This window comes from Brevibacterium sp. LS14 (genome assembly GCF_012027885.1).
Taxonomy (GTDB): Bacteria; Actinomycetota; Actinomycetes; order Actinomycetales; family Brevibacteriaceae; genus Brevibacterium; species Brevibacterium casei.
Map to the genome: position 1 here is coordinate 40,998 of NZ_SJXG01000036.1, position 21,186 is coordinate 62,183.

A 21,186-nucleotide genomic window follows, 5' to 3' on the forward strand; every position below is an offset into this window, starting at 1 on the left:
ATCGCGACCTCGCCGACCGACCGGTCGGCGAGCACGTGCGAGGAAAGCAGGAGACATGACCACCACCACCATCACCGTGTCAGGCATGACGTGCGGCCACTGCGTCGCGTCCGTCAAGGAGGAGATCGGGGCGCTGCCCGGAGTCTCCGACGTCGCGGTCGATCTCAACGCCGGCGGGGACTCCCCGGTGACGATCACCTCGGCGAACGACCTCGACGATGCGGACCTGCGCGCCGCCGTCGACGAAGCGGGCTACGAGGTCAAGTGATGTCGCGCGAGGTTGATCTCGACATCACGGGAATGACCTGCGCATCGTGCTCGGCTCGGATCGAGAAGAAGCTCTCGCGTCTCGACGGGGTGAGCGCCGAGGTGAACCTGCCGCTGAATACGGCCCATGTCGTCATCGACTCAGGTCTCAGTGATGATGACATCACCGCGGCCGTCGCGAAGGCCGGGTACGGGGCGACGGTGCGGCAGGCCGCCTCGGCGGGGCCGGAGATCGTCGACTACGATCCCCGGCACCTGCGCCCGCGCTTCATCGGTTCGCTCGTCCTGTCCGTGCCGATCATCGCCATCTCGATGGTGATGAGCTGGCACTTCCCCGGCTGGCAGTGGGTCGTGGGCGCTCTCGCCCTGCCCGTCGTCACGTGGGGCGCCTGGCCCTTCCACTCGGCGGCGTTCAAAGCCGCCAGGGGACGCTCGACGACGATGGACACGCTGGTGAGCGTCGGCATCATCGTCGCCAGCGGCTACTCCTACGCCACACTCATCCGCGCCGTCGTCGACGGCTACGGCTGGCAGATCCCCGGCGACTACCACGTGTGGTTCGAGGCGGCTGCGGCGATCACCGTCTTCCTCCTCATCGGCAAGCTCACCGAGGACCGGGCGAAGAACCGGGCGACGGCGGCTCTGCGCGAGCTGCTCGACCTCGGGGCGAAGTCGGCGACCGTGCTCTGGGAGACTGGGGCTGGGGCCGGCGGTTCGGTGTCCGGGTCGCCGGTCGGGACCGGTGCGCTCTCCGGCTCGCGGGTCGAGGTCGAGGTGCCGATCGACGAGCTGGCGGTCGGCGACGTCTTCCTCGTCCGGCCGGGTGAGAAGATCGCCACCGACGGAGTCATCGTCGCCGGTCATTCGGCCGTCGACGAGGCGATGCTCACGGGCGAATCCGCGCCCGTCGAGGTCGGCGTCGGCGACACCGTCACCGGGGCGACGATCAACACCGCGGGCGTCCTCGAGGTCCGCGCCGAACGCGTCGGGGCCGACACGACCTTGGCAGCGATGGCCGATCTCGTCAGCCGCGCGCAGCTGGGCAAACCCGCCGTGCAGCGCCTGGCCGACCGGATCTCCGCGGTGTTCGTTCCGATCGTCTTCGTCATCAGCGCCCTCACCCTGCTCACGTGGGGTGTGGTCACCGGTGACTGGGCGATGGGCCTGCACGCCGCGCTCACTGTGCTCATCATCGCGTGCCCGTGTGCGCTCGGACTCGCGACTCCGACGGCTCTCGCCGTGTCCTCAGGTCGCGGCTCCCAGCTGGGCATCCTCGTTTCGGGGCCCGAGGCGCTCGAGTCGACGAGGTCGATCGACACGGTCGTCCTCGACAAGACGGGCACCCTGACCACGGGCGTGATGTCGCTGACCGGAACGCAGCTGAGCCCGGACGACTTCGCGCTCCTTGCGCGCCTCGAGCACGGCAGCGAGCACCCCGTGGCCCGGGCGATCGTCGACGCCGAAGCCGCGCGCAATGCGGGGAGCACGGTCGGAGGCTCTGTCACCGGCGGCACCGCCGGCGGCTCGCCCGATACCAACGGCGCGGGTGAACGCACCGCACTGCGGACCACGGACGCGGGGACCGCCTCGGCGGGGGTGGAACGGTCGAGGGAAGGGGTCGAGGACTTCGCCGCCATCCCCGGCGGTGGGCTCGAAGCTCGCATCGACGGCTCCGCGGTCCTCGCGGGTCGACCCGATCTGCTCCGCGACCGCGGGATCACCGTCGACATCGACCCCGCCGAGGTGCCGGCCGGAGCGACGGTCGTCGCCCTGGCCGTCGACGGGCAGTTCCGCGGGCTCACCTTCGTCGCGGACGAGATCAGGGACGGGGCCGCCTCGGCGATCGCCGAACTCCATGACCTCGGACTCTCCACGGTGCTGCTCACCGGGGACAACGCCTCGGCCGCCGAGGCGGTCGCGCAGGCCGTGGGGATCACCGAGGTCCGCGCCGACGTCCGTCCCGAGGGCAAGATCGCCGTCGTCAACGAGCTCCAGGAGAAGGGCCGGTCGGTCGCGATGGTCGGCGACGGCATCAACGATGCCGCGGCGCTGGCCGGGGCCGACCTCGGCATCGCGATGGGCTCGGGCACGGATGCGGCGATGGCGGCCTCGGACATCACGATGGTGCGCTCGGACCCGCGGCAGATCCCGCAGGCGATCCGCCTCTCGCGGAAGACGCTCGGGCTCATCAAGGGCAACCTGTTCTGGGCCTTCGCCTACAACACCGCGGCGATCCCGGTGGCCGCGGCAGGGCTGCTCAGCCCGATGATCGCGGGTGCTGCGATGGCGTTCTCCTCGGTCTTCGTCGTCCTCAACAGCCTCCGGCTGTTGCGGTTCAGGTAGCCCGGCGGCTGCTGCGGTTCAGGCCGCACGGCGGCGCCTCCGGTTCAGGCAGCACGGCCGCAGTCGCTGTGACCGGCGCTCCCCGGCCACGGCGACTGCGCGAACGGCGCTCACGGCACGGTCCGTGGGCGCCGCTCGCGTCTGTGTCCGCGGGCGCAGGCGGTTCGTGAGCGCTGCCGGCGGTGCGACCGCGCCGCCGGCGGAGCCCGTGCTCAGTCTGAGCGCGCACCCCCGCCCTCACTGCTCAGCGTCGTCGCCCTCGCCGGGCCAGAACCTCCGCCGCGCCCGGTCGGAGTGGGCGAGCCTGCGGAGGCTGCCGATGAAGATCTCGCCGAGCACGGTGCCGAGAACCGCCTTCTCGACGATCGCCGCTGCGGAATCGGTGGTTGCCACGCTGGCCATATCGGCATCGGCGATCCGGTCGGCCGCCTCGGCGTAGACGTCGAGATGACCGAGGAGGTCGGCGTGACCGGTGTCGAGCATGGTCTCCACGGCCGTGATGAGGGCGTCCCTGGCCGGTTCGTCCTCGGCGAGGTTCCAGCCGCGCGCGGCGACGAGGTCGTCGACGACCCTCGCGGCCCGCGCGCGGTTCTCGCTCGGCGCATCGTCGGATCGGGCGTTGATCCCGAGCATCGCCTGGCCGAGCACGACGGGCACCTCCGGGGTCGGGGAGTCGAGTTCCGTGAGAACCGTGCGCGCCGTGGCGATCGACATCCCGCCTATGGTCACCATGGCTCGGATGAGGCGCACGCGATGGAGGTGGTCGTCCCCGTAGCCGCCCGGGTCATCAGCGGTCGGCTGCGCGCGCGGCACGAGCCCTTCGCGGATGTAGTACTTGATCCGCGGAATGGGCACGCCGCTGCGAGCACTGAGCTCGGAGATCCGCATCGCCGTCCATCGCCTCCTCGTCGTCGCCGGTGCCGCAGCCGTCGTCGAAGGCGCAGCACCTGTCACCGTCGTCGCGGCCTTCACCTCGTCGCGGCCTTTGCCGCCCTCGTCGCAGGCCCCTGGTCACTGACCTCTTGCGCAGGCCTCGCAGATAGCCTACTATCCATGTATGGATAGCGGACTATCTGCCAATGGCGGCAAGAGGTCACCGGAGCGGACGTCGACCGGGACGTCGCCGGAGCACCGGCGCGGGGACCACCTCGGCGAACCACGGCGAGGAACCCTCGTCACCGCACTTCTGCGCCTCCACCGGCCCCTGCTCGTCGCGGCGGCGTTCTCCGCGGTCGTCGCGGTCGTCGCGACGATCGGCTATTTCGTCGATGACCGCACGCTTGTCGGCGTTCCGATCTGGCACAAAGCGGCGAAGTTCGGCGTCTCGATCACCATCTACACCCTGACGATCGCGTGGATGCTCACCTTCCTGCCCTCGCGCAGCCGCTTCGCTCGCGTGATCGGCACGATCATCGCGTTCGGCATCACCGTCGAACTCGTCCTCATCGTCCTCCAGATCATCCGTGGTCAGATGAGCCACTTCAATGTCGGCACCGTCTTCGACGCCGCCGTCTACTACGGCATGGGCGGTTTCATCGTCGCAGTGTGGATCGCGAACCTCATCCTCGGCATCGTGCTCGCCGTCCGCCGCCTCCCCGACCGCGGCATCGCCGCCGGGATCCGCTGGGGGACGGCCATCGGGCTCATCGGAATGGCCATCGCCTTCCTCATGACCATCGGCGAGTTCGAGATCGTCGACATGGACGCCGCCGAGGCGCAGGGGCTCGCCGGTGCGCACAGCGTCGGCGCCGTCGACGGGGGTCCGACGATGCCGATCACCGGCTGGAACACTCAAGCCGGCGACATCCGCGTCCCCCACTTCGTCGGTCTCCACGCCCTGCAGATCATCCCCGCCTTCGCCCTCGGCCTCGTGCTCCTCGGGCGGAAGTGGCCCAGGCTGCACCCCGAGAGCACCCGGGTGGGGCTCGTGAGGATCTTCGCACTCTTCTACTTCGGCATCGTCGCCGTCACCGCGGCCCAGGCGATCAGCGGTCAGTCGATCCTCGAGACGGACCTCCGGACCCTCGGAGTCGTCGCCGTGCTCGTCGTGGCCGCGGGCCTCGGCTCATGGGCCGTTCTCGCCCGGACCAGGCAGGGCACCTCGACGTGATACGCAGGGCCCTGCTCGAGGCAGCGCCCGCCTACCTGAGGCCAGGGTGCCTACTTGAGGACAGGGTAGGACTGGTCGTCGTTCTGAGTGTCGTTGCGCATCACCCAGTTGAGCACCGACGCGAGGGCAGTGACGAGGACGAACGCGACACCAGCGTAGATGAACGAGAAGCCGAAGGCACCGGAGTCCTGCCACGCGCGGGTGACGATCATCGAGAGGATGAGGACGGCGACGCCGCAGACCAGCCCGACTTTGAGCGCGTCCTTGTAGGACACGGTGCTGGAGGACTTCTTCGCGGATTTCGACGCTGCCATACCCCCAGGGTACCGACTCGAGCTGGGAGTCGTCGCATCCGCACCTCTCCCCCGCCTCTCCCGGCATCCGCCCGATCGGCCAAGACTCCTTGACCCCGGCGAATCACCCCAGGTGGACGCGCACGCCCGAACACGCGAAAATGTCATCGTGCCCATCCCCACACCTGTGCGCTCGCGGGCTGCCACGTCGGCAGCAGGCGTCCTGACCAGAGTCGGTCCGAGGACGCTGCTTGCGTGCGTGTGCGCCCTCGTCCTCCTCACGGTCGCCGGTTGCGGCCCGGACCGGGGACTGCGGATCGAGCCCGCGAGCACAGCCTCCCCGACACTGCTCAACCAGTCCAACGAGGACGCCGGCCCTCCGGACAAGCCCTTCTCGCTCGAGACGATCCGCACAGCGATCGAGGACGCTTCCGGTGTCGCCGTGACCGGTCGCGCGGCGGAGACCGCCGAGGTCGTCGGCGAATGCAAGGACTGCCTGAAGTTCGGTGCCCCATTCACCCGTGGCGAGGAGAAGTTCCAGGTCGTCACCGTCGCCAACCCGCAGCAGCGCAGTGAGGACATCGCCGGTGTCGTCGTCAGCGAGAAGGACGGTGCCCCCCGCCTCGAGCTCATCGCCACCGGCAACCAGCTCACGCTCAGCCCCGGGAAGAACGGGACCCTCGTCGTCCAGGAGGCGATGTATGCCGACGGCGACGAAGACTGCTGCCCTTCTGGCTGGTCGGTGCAGGTATTCCGTCTCCATGACGGTAGGTTTGAACCGGGTCAACGCTTCACGCGACTGAATGGAGAGTCGTAATGCATATCGTGCTGGTCGAGGATGACGAGGTCATCCGGGAGACGACGCAGATCGGACTCGAGCAGTTCGACTACACCGTCTCCGCCTTCGCCGACGGCCGCGAAGGCTACGAGTTCGTCGCCGCGCACGGCGCCGACGTGCTCCTCCTCGACCTCATGCTCCCGACGATGAACGGGGCCTCGATCTGCCGGGCCATCCGGGAGCGCTCGTCGATCCCGATCATCATCATCTCCGCCCGCTCGGAGGCCATCGACATCGTCCAGGCCCTCGAGGCCGGCGCCGACGACTACCTCACCAAGCCCTTCGACATGCAGGTCCTCAACGCCCGCATCCGCGCCGTCGTCCGCCGCTTCATCACCACCGGCACCGACCGCCTCGGCTACTCGCCGACCACCGACATCGTCGACGAACACGAGACCGTCATCGGCCCCGGCGGAGTCATCACCGGCGACGGGATCCCCGAAGTGCTCGGTCCCAGCCCCGGCATGGACTCCCGTGACCGCACCCGCAGCGCCCTAGCCGACGACGACACCTACCTCGGTGCCGGCGGGAAGTTCACGTCGGCGGCGGGCACGGATGTCACCGTCCCTCCGCGGCCCGCATCGTCTCCGCCCTCGGCCGCCGAGGCGGGGCAGTCGACCAATGAGCTCGGACCCTTCCGCACGCGGCTGGGGTCCCTCGTCCTCGACACCGGACGACTGACTGTCGAGGTCGACGGTGAGGAGGTCCACCTCACCCCGACCGAGCTGCGCGTCCTCCTCCTGCTCACCGAGCAGCCCGAACACGTCTACTCGCGGGAGAAGATCGCGTTCACCGTGTGGGGCTACGAATGGGCCGGCGACTCGCGCGTCGTCGACGTCCACATCCAGCGCCTGCGGAAGAAGATCGGGGCGAACATGATCGAGACCGTTCGCGGCTTCGGGTACCGCTTCGCCGGCTGAGCCATGTCCCTGCGCTGGAAGATCTCCCTTCTCATCGTCGCGTCCGTGATCATCGCGGTGCTCTCGTGCAGCATCATCCTCCGGCAGTCCGCAGCCCGGGCCGAGGACGACCGGATGCGCTCGACGGTGACCGACCAGCTCGCCAACGCTGTCAACATCTTCTCCGAGACCGGGGTGCTCACCCTCAATGCGCGCATCGACGACCCGCAGCTGCCCGACGAGGCCCGCGCGCAGGCGCTCAAGGGCCAGAGCGTGACGATCCGCTCCGAGGTCGACGGGGAGGAGATCGTCTGGGCGGCCGCACCGATCGAGGTCGGCACGTACACCGAGGTGATCTCCGTGCGCGCCTCGACCGCCGACAGCCGTGAGCTCATCGGCCGCATCGACCAGGCCCTGCTCGTCGGGATGATCGGATCGGCCCTCGTCGTCGGCGGCGTCGGGTCGATCGTCGCCGGACGGATCTCTCGCCGACTCACCCTGGGCGCACAGGCGGCGCGGAAGATCGCCGCCGGGGACACGTCGATCCGCATCGCCGACGTCGTCGACGAATCGGATCAGGAGGTGTGGGCATTCGCCTCGGCGGTCGACACTGCGGTGACGAGGCTGAGCGAGCGCATCGACTCCGAGCAGCGGTTCACCGCCGACCTCGCCCACGAGATGCGCACCCCGCTCACCGGCCTCGTCAACGCGGCGAGCCTGCTCACTGAGGATTCGCGTCCCGCCGAACTCGTCAAGGACCGGGTGCAGCGGATGCAGGTCCTCGTCGAGGACCTCCTCGAGGTCTCCCGCCTCGACGCCGGCCGGGCGAACCCGGAGTTCACCCGCGTCGACATCGACCAGGCGATCCGGTCCCTGCTCGGGACGATGACCGCGTCGGGAGCGCTCGCCGGACATGAGGTCGGCACCGACTTTGGTGCGCAGGGCGCCAAACTCGTCACCGACGTCCGCCGCTTCGAGCGCATCATCTCCAATCTCCTCGTCAACGCGATCAAGCACGGCGCCGACCCCATCCACCTGACGACGAGCCCCACCTCGATCGTCGTCACCGACTCCGGCAGCGGATACCCCGCCGACATCGTCGAGACCGGCCCGACCCGTTTCGTCTCCGCCGGCGGCGGCGGGATGGGGCTCGGTCTCGTCATCGCCCAAGGTCAGGCACGCCTCCTCGGCATCCGTCTGATCTTCAGCAACGCGCCAGCCGGGGGTGCGCGCACCGAGGTGATCTTCCCCGACGAGGAGGCCCAGGACATCGCCCTGCGCCAGCAGCTCGGAGTGGAGTAGGTCCCTTCACCGATGTGACAGAGCGTTACTCGACCGTTACACTCTTGTGATATTGAGTGTCGCGGCCGTCGGGGAGATCCGGCGGTCGAATCGTGAGAGCAACGTGGAGCAGTATGACGGGTGAGGCAACGACCGCGGGACAGGTGCGGCGGCGAGATCTTCGCAGGCAGCAGGCACACACCCCGACAGTCGCACCCCACCCCAGTGACCTCGACACCGCACCGATCTCCACCTCGGCAGTGACCGCCGCATCCGCGTCGACCGCACCGCTCTCCCCCCGCCGCGCCGCCATGGCGGCAGAGGCCCGCGCAGCCGCCGGATCACCGCGGCGCGCAGCGATGGCCAAGGAGGCCCGCGAGTCCGGCTCGGCGTTCACGGCACAGTCCGGCCGTCGCGGATCCGACGGCGCTCTGCTCCGCTCGGTGCGCCGCAAGCGCGCGACGACGGTCACCACCCTCTCCGGCCTCTCGGTCGCCGGCGCCGCCGTCGCCACGGTGATGTTCGCGACCGCCGGAAACGGCAGCGAAGTCACAGTCGACACCAGCGCCGGATCCGAACCTCGTCAGATCAACGCCGAATCCGTCAACGCCGACATCCCCGCCGCCGACGAGAACTCGTCGATCGAAGTCGGTGCCCCGAGTGCGAAGCAGCAGGGGGCCAAGGCCGCCAGCCGCTCGATCGCGAAGAGCGCCCTGCCCGGCTGCGATGCAGAGACCGAGTTCGGTTCGGGTGCGAGCAACGGTCAGCTGCCCGATGAGTGGCTGTGCGACCTCGGCAAGGGCGGTCACAAGCTCCGCGCCGACGCCGCGGTGTCGTTCGCGGAGATGAATGCCGCGTACAAGAAGGAGACGGGCAAGGAGATTCCGATCACGGACTCCTACCGCAGCCTCGAAGGCCAGGTCTCGGTCGCCGGCCGCAAGCCCGGCCTCTCCGCCCGTCCCGGCACGTCGATGCACGGCTGGGGGATCGCCCTCGACCTCGGCGGCGGCACCGAATCGAAGACCGGCCCATGGGACTGGCTGGTGAAGAACGCCGGGAAGTTCGGCTGGGAGAACCCGGACTGGGCGAAGTCGTCGAAGTACGAGCCCTGGCACTGGGAGTACGTCCCCGCCCGGGACCAGATCAAGGGCAAGTGACCCCGGTCTGAGATGAGCCTCCGCGCGGCACCCTGCCGTCGGTGCCCAGGAGGCGGATCCGGTGCGAAATCCGGCTCACTTTCGACTCGGATCCTCCTCGGGGGAGTGGTCGCCTCGCGAGCCCGTTCGCGTTACCCCGCAGGGCGCGCGAGTACCGTCGCCGGTAGACCCTCTGCGCGAGGCGGACGACCGGCTCGCCGAGGCGCCAGATGCCCAGCCCCGCCCGCGACACGGAGCGGAGGACGAGGAACACGCGGTCGTCGGGACGGTGGACGAGGAGGAACGACTCCTCCCCGGTGATCGGATGCCCCGGCTTCGTGCCGTAGGTGAACCCGCGGAGATCCTCGGTCTCGACGACCTCGAGCACCCGGGAGGGTTCGGGCAGTCGGAACGGGCCGAGCCGCACGCGGATCGTCGGCTCCTGGCCGGCCTCGACCCGGCGCCCGGCCGGCTCGATGTCGAAGCCGCTGCGGGTCTTCACCTTCCACTGGAGGAGGTCCTCGGCGCAGGCCTCGAACGTCGTCCGACCCCGCCCGACGAAGTACGCGGCCTCGAAGCAGCGGTAGCCGTCGGGACGGTCGAGCCACCTCGGCGAATGGGGACGGGTGAGGAGCGGATTCTGCGGACAGGTCAGAGGAACCGGGGTCATAGGAACACCGTAGCCAACGCCTCCGATTCGGCAGTAGAGTGCACAGTGACGGCATTCGACGATCGAATGTCCGATAAGGACATCACGCGGCTGCCCAGACACTCCGACAGCCCGCGCACGATGACACGCCCCGCAGAGAACAGCCCGCGCACCCACAGGATCGAAGGAGAACCCATGCGCACCCTCACCGGCATCGACGAGATCGAATCAGCCGTCGGCACGGAGCTCGGCTCCTCGCAGTGGCTGACCGTCGACCAGGCGGCGATCACCGCGTTCGCCGACGCCACCGACGACCATCAGTGGATCCACCTCGATGAGGAGCGGGCCGCGGCGGGTCCGTTCGGGGCGACGATCGCCCACGGGTTCTACACGCTCTCGCTGCTGCCGAAGTTCTCCTCGGAGATCTTCGCCATCGACGGGGTGTCGATGAAGATCAACTACGGGCTCAACAGGGTCCGCTTCCCGCAGCCGGTCCGCGTCGGCTCGCGCCTGCGCGACACCGCCACGCTCACCGATGTCACCCGCGGGCCCAAGGGCACGCAGGTGATCATCAGTCACGTCATCGAGATCGAGGGAGAGGACCGCCCGGCGTGCATCGCCGAGATGGTCAGCCTCCTCGTCGAGTGAGGCCTCAGAGCGTCCGAGCGAAGAACGGGATGACCGACTCGAGCGCCTTCCCGGCCCCGTCGCCCTGGTCGTAGAGGTCGTAGTGGGAGGCACCGGGGATTTCGACGAGTTCCTTGTCCTCCGATGCGGCCTTCTCGATGATCGTGTGGCCGTCGCGCCACGCGCCGAAGGCCCCCTGCTTGCCCTCGTCGCCGATGACGACGAGGAGCGGCTGGTCGAGGAGCACTTCGGCGAGGTCGAAGGCATCCCAGCCGAGCGCCGACGATCCGTGCGCGCCTTCGAAGCTCACGGCACCGCCCTCGGCCCGGCCCCGGTTGGTGCGGTAGTAGTCGAAGGCTTCGATGATGTCGATGTCTCCGGTCTCCTGTGCCGCCTCGGCGGTCTCGGGGAGGAACCCGTTGACGAGGCTCTCGGCGCCTCGGGCCTCCGCGGTGCGCTGATCTCCGATGCCGCGCAGTGCCGCGAGCGGGCCACCGCTGAGTTCGGACATCTCCCGCTGGAGACGGCCGAAGTTCGCTCCGGTGATCGACACGGCGGCCTTGAACCGCTTCTCGGTCTTCGCCGCCGCCCATGTGTAGCCGCCTCCGCCGCAGATCCCGAGGACGCCGATCCGTTCGGCGTCGACGTAGGGAAGGGTGACGGCGTAGTCGACGACGCGGCTGAAGTCCTCGACGCGCTGAGCGGGATCCTCGAGGAAGCGCGGCAGCCCGCCGCTGGCCCCTTGAAAGCTCGCGTCGAAGGCGATGACGACGTATCCGGCATCGGCGAGGGCCGGAGCATAGACGTTGCCCGACGTCTGCTCCTTGCAGCTGCCGATGGGGTGAGCGGCGACGATCGTCGGATAGGTGCGCGTCTCGTCGAAGTCGGTCGGGAAGTGGATGTCGGCGGCGATGTCCCAGTACATGTCGGGATTGCGGAACGTCACGTGCTCGACGTTCGTGAGTTCGGTGCGCTTGATGGTGCCTGTGGACACGGGTCCTCCTCGTGGTCGGTGGGACGATCCTGTGCGTCGTCCTCGTGCTTCCATCCTTCGCGGGTTCCCGCGCCCCAACCAGAACAGGACTGTTCCTGGGAAGGATCCCTCCCAGGAACACCGCCCGCGCACCGGGCTATCGTGAGGGCATGGCCTCCTCACCCCAGCTCGCCGCGCTCGGCGAGTTCTTCCGCGTCCGCCGAGGCGAAGTCTCGCCAGGGTCGGTGCCCAGCCACGTCGTCGGATCGACGGGCATCAGGCGGGTGCCCGGTCTGCGCCGCGAGGAGGTCGCCCAGCTCGTCGCGGTCAGCCCCGACTACTACACCCGGGTCGAACAGGGCCGACTCGCCCCGTCCGACCAGGTCTTCGCCGCCCTCTGCCGAGTGCTGTCCCTGACGTCCGAGCAGACCGCCTACGCCGAGGACCTCCTCGCTCATGCTCGCGGGCACCACTCCCCCGCACCGGGTCGCGAAGCCGCGAACGGCCGCCTCCAGCTGCTCCTCGACCAGCTGAGAGACCTGCCCGCGATCGTCCTCGGCGCACGGATGGACATCCTCGCCTGGAACCCGGCGGCAGCGGCTCTGCTCATGGACTTCTCCCAACTGCCGCCGCACGAGCGCAACTACGTCTCGATGACGTTCACGGTCCCGCAGATCCGAGACCTCTACGAGGACTGGGACACGGTGGCGCGCACGTGCGTGGGCATCCTCCGCCGTGAGGCCGCGGACAACCCCGACGACCCCGAACTCGCCTCGCTCGTCGGTCGGCTCTCGATCGCCGATGCGGACTTCCGCCGCTGGTGGGCCGAGCATCGCGTGGCCGAGCAGGATTTCGGGGACAAGGTGCTCAACCACCCCCGCGCAGGGCGGATCCGCCTCCAGTGGGACTCGTTCACCTACGCCGGGTCGACCGGGCAGCAGCTCATCCTCTGGTCCGCCGAGGCGGGCACCCCGGACGCCGCGGCGCTCGCCGACCTCGTCTGAGCGACGACCCCCTCAGCTCTGGCGGTGGGCGTCGAGCATCTGCGCGACCCGGATGTAGCCGAGGTGGGAGTACGCCTGCGGGTGGTTGCCCAGATGCATCTCCGCGACGGGGTCGTACTCCTCGGGCAGCAGCCCCGTGGGTCCGAGGAGATTGTCGAGCTGGCGGAACAGATCCCACGCGTCGTCGATGCGCCCGACCTTGATGAACGCCTCGATGAGCCACGTCGTGCAGATGTGGAACCCGCCCTCGAGTCCCGGCAGACCGTCCTCGTAGCGGTAGCGGAAGACCGTCGGGCCCACCCGCAGCTCCCGTTCGATGGCGTCGACGGTCGCGATGAACCGCGGGTCGTCGGGTTCGAGCAGACCGCTGAGCCCGACGAACAGGCACGCGGAGTCGAGATCGGTCTCACCGTAGGCGACGGTGAACGCACCGATCTCCTCGTTGTAGCCGTGCGTGAGGATGTCGCTCTTGATCTCCTCCCGCAGCTGGCGCCACGCGCCGGGGGGCTGCCTGTCGAAGCGCTCGGCGATCCGCAGCGCCCGATCGACGGTGACCCAGCACATCACCCGCGTGTAGACGTTGTGCTTCGGCGGCCGCCTGGCCTCCCAGATGCCGTGGTCGGCTTCGAACCACCGCTTGCTCACTGCTTCGACCATCTGGGTCGTCAGCTTCCAGTACGCCTCCGGCAGCTCGCCGAGGTGCTCGGTGAGTTCGTCGAGGAGCTCGGTGATCGGTCCGAAGACGTCGAGCTGGACCTGATGCTCGGCGGCGTTGCCCACCCGTACCGGCCGGGAGCCGGCGTACCCGGGCAGGTGCGCGAGCACCGCCTCGGTGGTCAGCGCGGATCCGTCGACGGCGTAGAGCGGGTGGAGCTGTTCCGGGGCGACGGTGTGGTCGAGGATCCCGGTCAGCCAGGAGAGGAAGCCCTCCGCCTCGGCGGGGGAGCCGAGCGCGAGCAGGGCACGGGCCGTCATCGACCCGTCGCGCAGCCACGTGTAGCGGTAGTCCCAGTTCCTCACACCGCCGATGCCTTCGGGCAGGGAGGTCGTCGGGGCGGCGAGGATGCCGCCGGTGGGTTCGTGGCAGAGCGCGCGCAGGGTGATCGCCGAACGGATGACCTCTTCCCGGTGGTGGCTCGGGATCGACAGCGTCGACGTCCAGTTCGTCCAGAACCGCAGCGCCTGATCGCGCACCCGCTCCTCACCGCCCTCGGCGATGTAGCGGGCATCGCCGGTGCCGCTGCCGCATGCGAGGACGAGGACGACGGTTCCGCCGGGGAACTCCGAGGGCACCACCGTCGCCTCGGCAGTCTGGGACTGTCCGGACTCGACGATGTCGAAGTCGACACCGGGGGCGATGAGCATGATCGGCTCGGCGGTGCCGAGCACCCGGACGCCGTCACGAACCGGGGCGAGTCGAGTGGGCACGGTCGCATAGTCGAGGCGCGGGGCGAAGCGGATGCGGGCGGGGGCGTCGCCGGTGAGGACGCGGACGACGATGGTGTCGTCGCTGGCCCCGTCGACGGGAGCGAGGTAGTCGATGCAGCTCAGGCCCGGCCACCGGGTCTCGAGCAGGGTCGAATGCGTGAGGTAGCGCTGGGTGAGCGGGGCGACGCCGGAGGCGGCGTCGACGGCGAAGTAGCCGGCAGCAGCGGTGCCGAGGATCTCGGAGAACATCGAGGCCGAATGCGGCAGCGGGTGCGGCATCCAGCAGATGCTTCCGTGCGGGTCGACGAGCGCCGTCGACTGTCCGTTGCCGAGCAGGCTGTGGCGGTCGATGGGGGTGGCCTCACGGCCGAAGAGCCAGGACTTGCGCAGTTCGTAGATCGCGGCGAGGACGACCGAGACCGCATTCGGGTCGGGGAGGCGGAAGTCCGCATGCGTCTCGTCGTCACCGACCTTGATCCCGAGATCGAGGTCGCCGAGCGTCTCCATCGCACCCTCGTCGGAGCGGTCGTCGCCGATGAAGACGACGACGTCGGCTCCGGTGCGCGTCCGCAGGTTCGCCAGGGCATCGGCTTTCGACGAGGGCACCACGGAGAGGTCGACGACCTGCTTGCCCCGGGTCGGGAAGATCGCGTGGTCCTCGACGAGGGCGGCGATCCCGTCCTCGACCCGTGCCCGCGTCTCGTCGTCGAGTCCGCGCAGATGGACGGCCGCTCCCGCGGTTTTATGCTCGATCACCTCGGCGGGCAGAGCATCGACGAGATCACGGCGGAATGCCTCGAGCGTCGTCCGCTGGCTCGGGTCGAGCGCACGGTGGACGTCGGTGTCGGTCTCCCCGCCATGGGAGCCGAAGAGGTGGACCTCCCGCGGCAGCCGCGACATCGCCGCGAGGTCGCGCAGGCTGCGTCCGGAGATCACCCCCGCCGAGGTGGACGGCAGCAGGGCGAGCGCGCGCAGGGAGTCGACCGAGCTCTCGAGCGGGTACGCCTCTGCCGGGTTGTCGACGATCGGAGCGATCGTCCCGTCGTAGTCGGTGGCGATGAGCAGCGACGGCGAGCGCGAGACCTCGAAGAGGCGCCGGAAGAGGGCGTCGGGCAGTGCGCGGCTGGCTTCCGCGAGATCGCCGAGGAGGCCCGACGAGGAGACGGACGCGGAGATCGGAGTCAGCGGGGACACATCGTTGTAATCGTGTTCGACGGTGCTCATCTCACCTCGGGTATCGGTCGGAGGTCGGGTGGCGGTCGGTGGTGCCGGAGTGTCGGTGCGTGAGCCTCACACGTCGTCGGCTGCGGTCTCGCCGGGCGTCTCGGGCGTCTCGCCGGAGCTCTCAGCCCGGCGGACCTGTCTGACTCTGCTCATGCGCGAGTACCCGCCGATGATGAAGATCACGCCGGCGATGAGCGCCGCGGCACCGGTGAAGCCGACGATGTCGAGCGCCTGCAGGGTGTCCCCGGCGAGGAGGATGATGCCCAGGAGGATGTGGACGGCGGCGGAGATGAGGAAGTCGGTGGCCATCGGGTGGTGGACGAGCTTGCGGTAGTTCCACAGCTCGATGAGTCCGTGGAGGATCGCCCAGATGCTCAGGGCCGCGCGCAGCTCGGCGGGGGTGTCGGCGATGGCGAGGAAGACGATGGCCGGCACCGTGACGATGGCCTGGCCGAAGACGGCGGTGCGCACCGACAGGGGCGAGCGCAGCGCCTGGTAGACGAGCACGAGGGCGAGGAGACCGAGGTCGACCATGCAGAGCAGGTCGACGATGCCGACGCCGAGGGACAGCTGCATCGGATTCTCGGCATCGCGCGGCCAGAACACCGTGGCGAAGCCGAAGAGGACGCCGAGGATTCCCCGGACGATCATCGGCGCGCCCATGACTCCCGCGTCGGTGAGGTTCTCGTCCGCCGACAGCGTGGGTTCGGTGCGCGATTCTTCAGTACTCATCACTGCACCAGTCTAGGACCGACCTCCGGCCGAGTCCCAGTCCTCCATCATTCTTCTCTTTACGTAATTACGTAATACGTGTATGGTCGAAGCATGGATGTGAGAGCAGACGGCACCGCTGTCGCGCGTGACGCGGGACCGGAGGACCCGCTCGAGGAGCGCCTTGCCCGGCTCGAGGATCGGGTCGCCGAGCTCGAGGACGCCGCCGGCTCGGTGACCGCAAGCACTCCCGCCGAGGCGGGTGCCGGATCCGCGGCGACCCCGCCCTCGGTTGGACGGGAGTCGACAGCGGGCACCGCCCCGGGCCGCTCCTCGGCCGGTGTCCCCGACGCGGAAACGTTCTGGGCGCTCAACGGCCTCGTCGAGCGTCTCGGCGCCGCAGGCGGGGTCGTCTACACCGGCCATGTCACGCCGCCCGGCACCGAGTCCCCCGTGTCGTGGCAGATGGGCCTGACCGCTGAGGCGTTCGCCGACATCGACTTCGCCGAGGCGGCCCCGGCGCTCACCGCGTTCAGCCACCCCGTGCGCCTCGCCCTCCTCCAGGCCGTCTACGAGGGGACGACGACCGTCGCCGAACTCAGCGCCGACGACCGCTTCGGCACCACCGGGCAGATCTATCACCATCTCAAGGCGCTCGCCTCGGCGGGTTGGCTCGAGAACATCCCGCGTGGACACTGGCGGGTTCCCGCGCAGAAGGTCATCCCCTTGCTCACCCTCATCCTCATCGGCACGAGCTGACCCGAGGACGACGCTCACCCCATCCGAGGAGCACCCACCCGAGGAGACCCGACATGACCGCACCCACCGATACCGGACCGCACACACAGACCGGGCACCCGCCTCGGCGGAGGATCCTTCCCGTCGTCATCGCCGCCTCCGTCGCCCTCGCACTCCTCCTCATCACCCCGTTCCCACGCGGATTCCAGGGTGAGGTGACCGGGGATCCGGCCCTCATGGATGCCGCCGCCGAGGCGCTCGGGAGCGGGCATTGGAACCACCTCGCCGTCGTCAGGGTCAACGGCGACACCGTCACCGAGGCCGGGACCGGCGCGGACGGCAGGACGCAGTTCGAGATCGGGTCGATCACGAAGACGTTCACGGCAGCGCTCTTCGCCGATGCCATTGAGCGGGGCGAGGTGGAGGAGTCGACCCGCCTCGGCGAGGTCTGGCCCGAACTCGACGGCGACGTCGCCGAGGTGACGCTCGGAGCGATCGCGACGCAGCGGTCGGGACTGCCCCGGCAGGAGCCGGCGCCGAGTGTCGGTGATGGTCTCGCAACGGTCCTCGCAGGCTATCTCCACACCGATCCCTACCGCGGCGACGTCACCGACCTCGTCCGCGCGCTCGACAAGGTCGACGTCAGCGACACGGAGCCTGAGTACTCGAACTTCGGGTTCGCCGTCCTCGGGCAGGCGCTCGCCGAGGTGGCGGGACGAAGCTACGCCGACCTCATCCGGGAGCGGATCACGCAGCCACTGGGGATGGACGACACGTTCGTGCCCTCCTCGGCGAAGGGGCTCTCCCACGGTCTGACGTCGTCGGGACTGCCTGCGGCACCATGGACGCTCGGGGCATCGGCTCCGGCGGGAGCGATCCGGTCGACGCCCCGGGACATGGCGATCTGGCTGCAGGCGACGATGGCCGGCACCGCGCCGGGGGCCGCCGCGAGCGAACCCCGGGAGGACTTCGACGAGACCGATCGGATCGGCTGGGCGTGGATGACGACGACGAACCGCACCCCGAACATCACGTGGCACAACGGCGGGACCGGCGGATATCGGTCGTTCCTCGGCTTCGACCGCGGGTCGGGGACCGGGATCATCGTGCTCAGCGACTCCGCGAACTCCGTCGACAAGGCGATCGACCTCATCTCGGAGAAGGCTGCCGGACGGGCCGCTGAGCGGGCGGCCGGCCAGGCGATGCCGGGGAGCCGGAGCGCTGCAGAGAAGGGACAGAGCCGATGACACCGACCCTCGTCGCCGCGCTGACCGCGACGTTCGCCCTCGCCTTCGGAGCGTGGACCGCGGTGAGCGCGACCCGTCGCCCCCAGTCGCGCGTGCTGCTCCTCGCAGGGCTCGCCGGGGCGCTCGCGATCCTCCTCCTCGTCCGCCTCATCGGCCCCTTCGGCGGCTGGGGAGACTGGTTCGTCTGGGTGTGGTTCGCAGCCGTGGCCGTCTACGCCTGGACCGGATACCGTGCCGCAGCGGCGTGGCCGGGACTGCCGTGGCGTGCCTCTGGACCCGGAGTGCCGCGCGGTGGCGGTGTCCGCCTCGGGGTCGCCGCGGCGATCCTCCTCGCCGTCACCGGCGCCCTCGTCGTCCCGGGGATCCTCCTCGGGTAACGATCCGCACACGCAGCCGTACACGCGGCCGCTCACCCACCATGCTCACCCAGTCAATGGAGACGGAATCCGCGGGGCGACCGCCCAGCGGACCGAGTTGAGGAGAGATGATGTCAGACAGAGAACAGTTCCGCCTGGACGCCCGGGTCTGGACCATCGCCGTCATCGGCATGGTCATCGGGGGTGTCGTGGGCCTGCTCATCTGGGGCCCGCTCCAGATGATCCCCTTCGCGATGATCGGCTTCGCCCTCGGGCTGGCGATCGCCTGGATGCTGCCCCGCTCGACCGGGTCAGGTGGCGGGCACCCGGGGTCGAATGGCGGGTCGGACGGCGGGCCGACGAAGCCCGGCGACGGCCCAAGCTGACCACCCAAGCTGACCGCTCGAGCCCCCACCTCGGAGAGATCCCTCACCACCCCGAGGGTGAGGCTCTCACCTTCCTGAGATCGTGAGGTCTACTTCCCGGAGATCGTGAGATCGCCGCCGGACTCGGAGACTTCGTACTTCGGCAGCGGCTCGGTGGCGGGACCGCCGAGGACCTCGCCGGTCGTCGTCGAGAACTGGGACGAGTGGCATGGACACGTGATCTTGTCCTCGGTCACCGTGCGCACCTGGCAGCCCTGATGCGTGCACACCGAGGAGAAGGCGTAGAACTCGCCCTCTTTCGGCTGGGTGACGACATAGGTCTCGTCGATGACCGTGCCCGATCCGACGGGAACGTCACTCGCCGGGATCGTCGCCCCGCTAGCGGTGGATTCGGAGGAGCCGTTACCCGACTCCGATGATCTGGAGCCCGCATCGTCGGTGCCGCACGCTGAGATGAGTCCGACGGTGCCGACGGCTCCCGCCGAGGTGATGATCGTGCGCCTGCTCGCTTCCACTGTGCTCTCCTCGTCTCGGTTCCCGGATGCGCGTCCAGCTTAGCGCGGCACCTGGGCACCTTCACGAGACACGATGGCGCGGGTTCCACGCGTCCCGGCTGTCAACGGGCGAGTCCAACTTTGTCGATGACCGCAAATAGAGAGAAATAATGCACCCTACCGCCTCATTTTGGCAACCCCACCAGCGCTCCAGCGCAAGTTCAGCTGCGGCATTTGAGGCTACGGAAAAGAAATCTCCGAGATCCGTCCGGCTTTCCGACCCTCTTCAATGAGATAAGCGACGAACGCAGAACATGTGACGAGCATATACTTGGCCATTGCCTGATCTATGGACGCAGCGTCCACACCACCATGCCGCACGCCGTTCTCATCCGACGCCCATCCATAGATATTCGACCAACCAGTTACCAACGCTGGATGCAATACGACGCCCGACGCGGAGAGCTGTTTCAAACCACCTCCCAACGTGCTTTGCCCGGTGATTTTATTGATGACTGCCTCGACCGCCGAAATCGCCTCTTTGACAGAGTTGGCGTAATCCGGGCTCTCCCTATCGGCCAGGAGTTCCACTGCTCGCTCGAGCGCACGATGAGCCCCGGGAATTACACCCGAAGCCGACAACGCGCCATCTATCGAGTCAATGTCAATATTGGAATCAATCGGAACTATTTCGTTGTTAATAAATCGATAACCCACCAAGTATTGCTCGAAACGATCGTTGAGCGTGTCGGCAAATAGTGCGCTATATTCTTCTCCTCGCTCCCGGTCAAGTTCTGCGAGTATTTTCGCCAATAATTCGACGAGATCAAACGCATCAACCCAGCTCGAACGTAGAATCACCTCCTTAATATCTTGCCAGACGTCAAAGCTGCTCGGCTTGTCATCAATTGGACTCTTGAAGTATCGAGCCCATAATCGCAAAAGGAGTTCTTCAATTGTTGACCTTGCGTAGCGCGGGTGCCTTTGCTTGCCTCCAACAATTTCGCGAAATATAACGATTACATTCCAAAATGCTGTTCGAGTTTCAGTGTCGAGGCCATCGGTTTGAACAATAGGGTGGTGTCATAGCGTCGAAGCAACACTCCCGGTCGGCGGGGGTCTGATCGGTGGAGTGTGCAGATGGCGCGGGTGGGGTTGTCGTTCAGCGACAGGTCGGAGATCTCGGCGGCCTCGAAAGCGGGCTGGTCGGTGCGGAGGATCGCCCGTCACCTGGGGCGTTGCCCGTCGGTGATCTCGCGGGAGCTTCACCGGAACTCGACGAAGACCCGCGGCTACCAGGCCGTGACCGCAGACGTCAGAGCGCAGCGTCGGCGAGCTCGCCCGCAGCAGCGGAAGGTCGCGGGGGATCCGGTGCTGCAGGCGAGGGTGGACGCCGACCTGGCCGCGTCCTGGACGCCGAACGAGATAGCGGGCCGGTTGCGTCTGGAGGCGACAGACCCGACCGTTGAACGCATGGCGAACTCTCCTGACGCACGCGGCCGAACCGTCTCCGGTGAGGCTATCTACCAGTACATCTACGCAATCCCGAAGGGTGAGCTCGCCCGCAAGGGCATCTTCCTGCAGTCCAAGCGGACCAAGCGCCGACCACGTACGACCGGGCGGACGCGCGGTGGCCCAATCGTAGGTATGGTCCCGATCGCGGAGCGAGGTGAGGACGCCGCCCAGCGTCGGGTGCCGGGGCACTGGGAGGGTGACCTGATCATCGGGAAGAACGGCACCTCGTGCGCGGCGACGCTGGTGGAGCGGATGAGCGGGTTCACCGGGCTGCTGGCCCTGCCCTCGAAACACGCCGAGCCAACCGCTGACGCGGTCATCGAGTTTTTCAACGACCTGCCCGAGATGATGAAGGCATCGTTGGCGTGGGACCAGGGCAGCGAGATGGCCCAGCACGCGAAGGTCTCCCTGGCCACGGCGATGCCGGTCTACTTCGCCGATCCCCACTCGCCCTGGCAGAGGCCCAGCAACGAGAACACGAACCGGCTCTACCGGGAGTATCTGCCCAAGGGCACGGTGATCCCCGATCACCAGCCCTACCTCACCACCATCGCCGAGGAGATCAACAATCGACCCCGCCGCCGACTGGGCTATCTCACGCCCACCGAGGCATTCGCTCGACTGCTCGCCGGCGAGCCCCATGTTGCTTCGACGCCTTGACATCGCC

22 protein-coding genes are annotated in these 21,186 nt (G+C 68.4%); 14 read left to right on the top strand and 8 right to left on the bottom strand.

The genetic code is table 11. The annotated features are described in order from the left end of the window. Positions 1-55 precede the first annotated feature (55 nt). Both EZE58_RS05310 and EZE58_RS05315 read left to right on the top strand, forming a co-directional pair. On the top strand, positions 56-268 hold the full coding sequence (locus EZE58_RS05310) for a heavy-metal-associated domain-containing protein (protein ID WP_009376628.1): 213 nt from the start codon (positions 56-58) through the stop codon (positions 266-268). Beyond that, complete coding sequence (locus EZE58_RS05315) at positions 268-2,610, top strand: cation-translocating P-type ATPase (protein ID WP_009376629.1); 2,343 nt, start codon at positions 268-270, stop codon at positions 2,608-2,610. The genes EZE58_RS05310 and EZE58_RS05315 overlap by 1 nt, the downstream gene beginning before the upstream one ends. Positions 2,611-2,847: 237 nt before the next feature. Here EZE58_RS05315 and EZE58_RS05320 read toward each other — a convergent pair whose 3' ends face one another. Further along, positions 2,848-3,582 carry a MerR family transcriptional regulator gene (locus EZE58_RS05320; RefSeq protein WP_131248256.1) on the bottom strand — a complete coding sequence of 245 codons (735 nt, stop codon included), beginning with the start codon at positions 3,580-3,582 and terminating at the stop codon, positions 2,848-2,850. 85 nt (positions 3,583-3,667) lie between these two features. Here EZE58_RS05320 and EZE58_RS05325 point away from each other — a divergent pair, with 85 nt between their 5' ends. Then, positions 3,668-4,720: a hypothetical protein gene (locus tag EZE58_RS05325; protein ID WP_009376631.1), complete on the top strand. Its 1,053-nt coding sequence runs from the start codon at positions 3,668-3,670 to the stop codon at positions 4,718-4,720. A 50-nt stretch (positions 4,721-4,770) separates the two neighbouring features. On the opposite strand, the gene EZE58_RS05330 is transcribed toward EZE58_RS05325, so the two are convergent. After that, entirely contained in the window at positions 4,771-5,034 is a 264-nt protein-coding gene (locus tag EZE58_RS05330) for a hypothetical protein (protein WP_009376632.1), read from the bottom strand. A 148-nt stretch (positions 5,035-5,182) separates the two neighbouring features. Here EZE58_RS05330 and EZE58_RS05335 point away from each other — a divergent pair, with 148 nt between their 5' ends. From EZE58_RS05335 to EZE58_RS05350, 4 genes are all read left to right on the top strand, one after another. Then, positions 5,183-5,830: a hypothetical protein gene (locus tag EZE58_RS05335; protein ID WP_223290002.1), complete on the top strand. Its 648-nt coding sequence runs from the start codon at positions 5,183-5,185 to the stop codon at positions 5,828-5,830. Then, positions 5,830-6,771, top strand: coding sequence for a response regulator transcription factor (locus tag EZE58_RS05340; RefSeq protein WP_009376634.1), 942 nt, complete (start codon positions 5,830-5,832; stop codon positions 6,769-6,771). The genes EZE58_RS05335 and EZE58_RS05340 overlap by 1 nt, the downstream gene beginning before the upstream one ends. A 3-nt stretch (positions 6,772-6,774) precedes the next feature. Further along, positions 6,775-8,052 carry a HAMP domain-containing sensor histidine kinase gene (locus EZE58_RS05345; protein ID WP_009376635.1) on the top strand — a complete coding sequence of 426 codons (1,278 nt, stop codon included), beginning with the start codon at positions 6,775-6,777 and terminating at the stop codon, positions 8,050-8,052. 113 nt (positions 8,053-8,165) lie between these two features. Then, positions 8,166-9,188 carry a M15 family metallopeptidase gene (locus tag EZE58_RS05350; RefSeq protein ID WP_009376636.1) on the top strand — a complete coding sequence of 341 codons (1,023 nt, stop codon included), beginning with the start codon at positions 8,166-8,168 and terminating at the stop codon, positions 9,186-9,188. On the opposite strand, the gene EZE58_RS05355 is transcribed toward EZE58_RS05350, so the two are convergent. Then, positions 9,175-9,837, bottom strand: coding sequence for a DUF1990 domain-containing protein (locus tag EZE58_RS05355; RefSeq protein WP_009376637.1), 663 nt, complete (start codon positions 9,835-9,837; stop codon positions 9,175-9,177). The genes EZE58_RS05350 and EZE58_RS05355 overlap by 14 nt on opposite strands. 174 nt (positions 9,838-10,011) lie before the next feature. Between EZE58_RS05355 and EZE58_RS05360 the strand changes: the two genes are divergently transcribed. Further along, a complete protein-coding gene (locus EZE58_RS05360; protein ID WP_009376638.1) occupies positions 10,012-10,464 on the top strand; it encodes a MaoC family dehydratase in 453 nt (150 codons plus the stop codon). 4 nt (positions 10,465-10,468) lie between these two features. On the opposite strand, the gene EZE58_RS05365 is transcribed toward EZE58_RS05360, so the two are convergent. After that, a complete protein-coding gene (locus tag EZE58_RS05365) occupies positions 10,469-11,437 on the bottom strand; it encodes an alpha/beta hydrolase (RefSeq protein WP_009376639.1) in 969 nt (322 codons plus the stop codon). 149 nt (positions 11,438-11,586) lie between these two features. Between EZE58_RS05365 and EZE58_RS05370 the strand changes: the two genes are divergently transcribed. Beyond that, positions 11,587-12,420 carry a helix-turn-helix domain-containing protein gene (locus EZE58_RS05370; protein WP_009376640.1) on the top strand — a complete coding sequence of 278 codons (834 nt, stop codon included), beginning with the start codon at positions 11,587-11,589 and terminating at the stop codon, positions 12,418-12,420. Positions 12,421-12,432: 12 nt separating this feature from the next. On the opposite strand, the gene otsB is transcribed toward EZE58_RS05370, so the two are convergent. Further along, a complete protein-coding gene (gene otsB, locus EZE58_RS05375) occupies positions 12,433-15,072 on the bottom strand; it encodes a trehalose-phosphatase (RefSeq protein ID WP_167560001.1) in 2,640 nt (879 codons plus the stop codon). Between the two features lie 66 nt (positions 15,073-15,138). Beyond that, positions 15,139-15,804, bottom strand: a complete 666-nt coding sequence (locus EZE58_RS05380) for a hypothetical protein (protein ID WP_167560003.1) — start codon at positions 15,802-15,804, stop codon at positions 15,139-15,141. A gap of 93 nt (positions 15,805-15,897) precedes the next feature. On the opposite strand from EZE58_RS05380, the gene EZE58_RS05385 reads away from it, so the two are divergent. From EZE58_RS05385 to EZE58_RS05400, 4 genes are all read left to right on the top strand, one after another. After that, the gene (locus tag EZE58_RS05385) at positions 15,898-16,542 is read left to right on the top strand and encodes a winged helix-turn-helix domain-containing protein (protein WP_131248253.1); all 645 of its coding nucleotides are present in this window, start codon (positions 15,898-15,900) and stop codon (positions 16,540-16,542) included. A 53-nt stretch (positions 16,543-16,595) separates the two neighbouring features. After that, positions 16,596-17,768, top strand: coding sequence for a serine hydrolase domain-containing protein (locus EZE58_RS05390; RefSeq protein WP_009376644.1), 1,173 nt, complete (start codon positions 16,596-16,598; stop codon positions 17,766-17,768). After that, positions 17,765-18,145, top strand: coding sequence for a hypothetical protein (locus EZE58_RS05395; RefSeq protein WP_009376645.1), 381 nt, complete (start codon positions 17,765-17,767; stop codon positions 18,143-18,145). Before EZE58_RS05390 ends, EZE58_RS05395 begins: the two co-directional genes overlap by 4 nt. A gap of 110 nt (positions 18,146-18,255) precedes the next feature. After that, positions 18,256-18,510: a hypothetical protein gene (locus EZE58_RS05400; RefSeq protein ID WP_063249485.1), complete on the top strand. Its 255-nt coding sequence runs from the start codon at positions 18,256-18,258 to the stop codon at positions 18,508-18,510. Positions 18,511-18,599: 89 nt separating this feature from the next. On the opposite strand, the gene EZE58_RS17655 is transcribed toward EZE58_RS05400, so the two are convergent. Next, positions 18,600-19,025: a Rieske (2Fe-2S) protein gene (locus tag EZE58_RS17655; RefSeq protein WP_144587726.1), complete on the bottom strand. Its 426-nt coding sequence runs from the start codon at positions 19,023-19,025 to the stop codon at positions 18,600-18,602. Positions 19,026-19,244: 219 nt separating this feature from the next. Next, positions 19,245-20,078, bottom strand: coding sequence for a hypothetical protein (locus EZE58_RS05410; protein ID WP_167560005.1), 834 nt, complete (start codon positions 20,076-20,078; stop codon positions 19,245-19,247). Positions 20,079-20,144: 66 nt separating this feature from the next. Here EZE58_RS05410 and EZE58_RS05415 point away from each other — a divergent pair, with 66 nt between their 5' ends. Further along, on the top strand, positions 20,145-21,179 hold the full coding sequence (locus tag EZE58_RS05415; protein WP_009381402.1) for an IS30 family transposase: 1,035 nt from the start codon (positions 20,145-20,147) through the stop codon (positions 21,177-21,179). Positions 21,180-21,186 lie beyond the last annotated feature (7 nt).

Coding starts and splice junctions, on each gene's coding strand:
- otsB (WP_167560001.1), bottom strand. CDS start 15,072: ATGAGCACCGTCGAACACGATTACAACGATGTGTCCCCGCTGACTCCG.
- EZE58_RS05325 (WP_009376631.1), top strand. CDS start 3,668: ATGGATAGCGGACTATCTGCCAATGGCGGCAAGAGGTCACCGGAGCGG.
- EZE58_RS05390 (WP_009376644.1), top strand. CDS start 16,596: ATGACCGCACCCACCGATACCGGACCGCACACACAGACCGGGCACCCG.
- EZE58_RS05350 (WP_009376636.1), top strand. CDS start 8,166: ATGACGGGTGAGGCAACGACCGCGGGACAGGTGCGGCGGCGAGATCTT.
- EZE58_RS05310 (WP_009376628.1), top strand. CDS start 56: ATGACCACCACCACCATCACCGTGTCAGGCATGACGTGCGGCCACTGC.
- EZE58_RS05345 (WP_009376635.1), top strand. CDS start 6,775: ATGTCCCTGCGCTGGAAGATCTCCCTTCTCATCGTCGCGTCCGTGATC.
- EZE58_RS05370 (WP_009376640.1), top strand. CDS start 11,587: ATGGCCTCCTCACCCCAGCTCGCCGCGCTCGGCGAGTTCTTCCGCGTC.
- EZE58_RS05380 (WP_167560003.1), bottom strand. CDS start 15,804: ATGAGTACTGAAGAATCGCGCACCGAACCCACGCTGTCGGCGGACGAG.
- EZE58_RS05360 (WP_009376638.1), top strand. CDS start 10,012: ATGCGCACCCTCACCGGCATCGACGAGATCGAATCAGCCGTCGGCACG.
- EZE58_RS05355 (WP_009376637.1), bottom strand. CDS start 9,837: ATGACCCCGGTTCCTCTGACCTGTCCGCAGAATCCGCTCCTCACCCGT.
- EZE58_RS05315 (WP_009376629.1), top strand. CDS start 268: ATGTCGCGCGAGGTTGATCTCGACATCACGGGAATGACCTGCGCATCG.
- EZE58_RS05330 (WP_009376632.1), bottom strand. CDS start 5,034: ATGGCAGCGTCGAAATCCGCGAAGAAGTCCTCCAGCACCGTGTCCTAC.
- EZE58_RS05340 (WP_009376634.1), top strand. CDS start 5,830: ATGCATATCGTGCTGGTCGAGGATGACGAGGTCATCCGGGAGACGACG.
- EZE58_RS05395 (WP_009376645.1), top strand. CDS start 17,765: ATGACACCGACCCTCGTCGCCGCGCTGACCGCGACGTTCGCCCTCGCC.
- EZE58_RS05415 (WP_009381402.1), top strand. CDS start 20,145: ATGGCGCGGGTGGGGTTGTCGTTCAGCGACAGGTCGGAGATCTCGGCG.
- EZE58_RS05400 (WP_063249485.1), top strand. CDS start 18,256: ATGTCAGACAGAGAACAGTTCCGCCTGGACGCCCGGGTCTGGACCATC.
- EZE58_RS05385 (WP_131248253.1), top strand. CDS start 15,898: ATGGATGTGAGAGCAGACGGCACCGCTGTCGCGCGTGACGCGGGACCG.